The sequence below is a fragment of the Trinickia sp. genome, assembly GCF_051961175.1.
In the GTDB taxonomy this organism is placed as follows: domain Bacteria; phylum Pseudomonadota; class Gammaproteobacteria; order Burkholderiales; family Burkholderiaceae; genus Trinickia.
Genome location: NZ_JBQCDN010000154.1, coordinates 1 through 3402, shown reverse-complemented (window position 1 = coordinate 3402; position 3402 = coordinate 1). Strand labels below are relative to the sequence as shown.

At 60.3% G+C, this 3402-nt stretch carries 2 protein-coding genes; both read left to right on the top strand.

The features are described from left to right. Window positions 1–517 precede the first annotated feature (517 nt). The gene (locus ACTHL0_RS08930; RefSeq protein ID WP_440566370.1) at window positions 518–2713 is read left to right on the top strand and encodes a beta-glucosidase family protein; all 2196 of its coding nucleotides are present in this window, start codon (window positions 518–520) and stop codon (window positions 2711–2713) included. Between the two features lie 333 nt (window positions 2714–3046). Beyond that, window positions 3047–3402: rubrerythrin family protein (locus tag ACTHL0_RS08925; protein ID WP_440566368.1), on the top strand; the 356-nt coding region annotated here is incomplete at its 3' end.

Below are 3402 nucleotides of genomic sequence, written 5' to 3'. Positions count from 1 at the left end.
ATTCAGTAACAACATAAAGTCTGACGTTGGCTACCTGTCACGCGGCATTCAATGCGTGCTAATGCCCCCATCTGAGGCGCTTACCGCTCGAGTTCAATCTGACAGCGACACGTCACTCATTCACTTTTTGGCCTCTGCGACTGCGCCACGCCTGACCACTCTATAAAACTTGCCGAAAATCCTTCAAAGCTTCCCGCATAATTTCGCATCACTCGGTAAGTAATTCCATTTCCAGGTTGCACGACAGTCCATATCAACAAGCGCACAGATTGCCACTTGTAGTCAGGCTACTTATGCGCTATTACTACGCTTGGAGTTTCGCTACATCTCGCGGTAAGCCGCTTTCGCCGGTATCGCGCTTCGGCATCAACGGTGTCCCGCGCCGCATGACTGAGTTTCATCCGTAAGACGCTTTGTTTCGAGACGACAGTCTCGTGCTTTCGCTCGCCCTGACGCAGCCTTACGCAAGGGCGACGAGGCAGTACATAACCTCGCCATTAATCACGGAGACGAACCCATGCAGGTCAAGCGTATATCCCTCGCACTCGCTTCCGCGGCACTTTGCGTTTTCGCGCAAAGTGCTTCGTATGCCGCCGCTCCGGCGGCGGACAACGCATTCATGAACGACGTGGCGCACCGTCGTGCCGATATGCTCGTGAAGCAATTGACTCTCGACGAAAAGCTGCAGTTGATTCACTCGCAGTATCAGATGAGCGACGTGCCGGGCGGCGGCGCGGGCTACATCCAAGGCGTGCCGCGCCTGGGCATCCCCAGCATCAACATGGTCGATTCGGCGACGGGCTCGGGCAGTACCGTTCAACCGAGCACGACGTTCCCGGCCACTCTCGCGCTCGCCGCGAGCTGGGATCCGACGCTGGCTTATGAATTCGGCGCCGTCATCGCCCATCAGTTGCGTGAGCAAGGCTTCGCCATGGGCCTGGGCGGCGGCACGAATCTCGCACGCGAGGCGCGCGGCGGGCGAATGTTCGAATACCTCGGCGAAGACCCTGTGCTGGCCGGTGAGATGCTGGCCGCGCGCACGCGTGCCACGCAGGACCACAAGGTCATTGCGACGATCAAGCACTACGTCGGCAACGAGCAAGAGACCAACCGCATGGGCGGCAACGATACGATCGACGAACGTACACTACGCGAACTGTATCTGCTGCCTTTCGAACTTGCGGTGGAGCAGGGGCGGCCCGGTAGCGTGATGTGCAGCTACAACAAGATCGATGGCGATTACGCTTGCGAGAACCAGCATGTGCTTAACGATGTGCTGAAGGGCGATTGGCACTTCCAGGGCCAGGTCCAATCGGACTGGGGCGCTGCGCACAGCACGGCGAAGGCGATCAATGCGGGCTTGGACGAGGAAGAAGATGTCGGCCCGACGGTGTTCTTGACGCCTGCGCTCGTCAAGCAGGCACTGGACAGCCACCAGATCACGCAGGCACGTCTCGACGATATGGTGCGGCGCAAGCTGTACGTCATGATCAAGACGGGCGTCATGGATGATCCGCCGAAGGGTGGGCAGCCGATCAATTTCAGCGCGGCACGCGATTTCGCCCAGCACGCCGAGGAGCAATCGATCGTACTCCTAAAGAATCAGGATCGTCAGTTGCCGCTCGATGCGGCCAGCGTGAAGCACATCGCGGTCATCGGTGGCCACGCGGACGTCGGTGTGATCACCGGCGGGGGCTCGGGCGATACGCGCGATCCGGTAACGGGCGCGTTCCCCGGTTGCGGCGGATTGACGTTCCCGACGTCCACCGGATGCAACTGGTGGCCGAACCCGTGGATCAAGCTGCCCACGCCCATCACGACGGCTCTGAAGAATCTTGCGCCGAATGCGACGGTCACGTTCGCCGGTAGCGAGGACATGCAGTCGCCGTTCAGGGCCTATACGCAGCAGGAAATCGATGCGGCTGTGAACCTGGCTCGGCAGTCGGATGTCGCGATCGTGTTCGTCACTCAGTCCGGGGGCGAGGACTTTGGTGAGCTGTACAGCCTTTCTCTTGCCAATCCGTCCAACCAGGACGCACTCGTCGAGGCCGTCTCGCAGGCTAATCCGCATACGGTCGTTGTCGTCGAAAGCGGCAACCCGGTGTTGATGCCGTGGAAGGACCAAGTCTCCGCGATCGTCGAAGCATGGTACCCGGGCGAAGGCGGCGGCAATGCGATTGCGAATGTGTTGTTCGGCAAGGTCAATCCTTCGGGCAAGCTGCCGGTGACGTTCCCGCTGCGCGATGCCGATACGCCGACCTGGAACAACGGCACGATCGCGCAAAATCCGGTGTACGCGGAAGGGCTCAAGATGGGCTATCGCTGGTATGACGCGGAGCACATCCAACCGATGTTCCCGTTCGGGCACGGCTTGTCGTATACGCACTTCGCGTATTCGGACCTGCGTGTTCATGAACACCGTGATCACTCGGCAACGGTCACATTCACACTGCGCAACGATGGATCGGTTGACGGTGCGGAAGTGCCGCAGGTGTATCTGGCGGGTTTGAACGATCCGGTCGAACCGCCGAAGCGTCTTGTCGGGTGGGAGAAGGTGAGCCTGAGAGCCGGCGAATCCCGTCGCGTCTGTGTCGAGGTTCCCGCGCAAATGCGTCGCGTGTGGGATACGAGCAGCAAGGGTTGGAAGGTCGCCACTGGCGGGCAGTTCTATGTCGGCGCGTCTTCGCGAGATATTCGCCTCGAGGAGAAGTGATAGCGGGGGCTCGACTGCTTAGCGCTTAACTTTGTGTAGGTGCCGCGGCTGACCGAGCAGCGCTTGGTCGGCCGCGTTCTCGCGTTTTTACGGATCGCAGCTGCGCCCTGCCGCATGTGCGGCACCTTGTGGCACGCTCCGGCCCGCCCCGCTGAAAAAGCCTATCGCTCGCATAGAAATTGCCAATTGGGGAACGGAACTTTGCCGTCCTAGATTGAAATAGGCGGCGCTTCCGGTGCGAAGCGTGGCCTTGCATGTACCCATCCCCCGATACCGCAAAGACAATCGGCGACCAGCCTCGCGCCGCGCGCCGGTCCAGGAAGGAGGCTCACAATGGCTCAGTTGAAAGGCTCCAAGACGGAAGACAATCTCAAGGCGGCGTTCGCCGGCGAATCGCAAGCGAATCGCCGGTATCTGTATTTCGCGGCAAAGGCTGACGTGGAAGGCCAGAACGACGTTGCCGCGTTGTTTCGGTCGACAGCGGAAGGCGAGACGGGTCACGCTCACGGGCACCTCGAATATCTGGAGGCCGTAGGCGATCCCGCAACGGGGCTGCCATTCGGTTCGTCGCGACAGAACTTGCAATCGGCGATCGCGGGCGAGACGCACGAATACACGGACATGTACCCCGGTATGGCGAAGACGGCCCGCGACGAAGGATTCGACGAAATCGCCAATTGGTTCGAGAC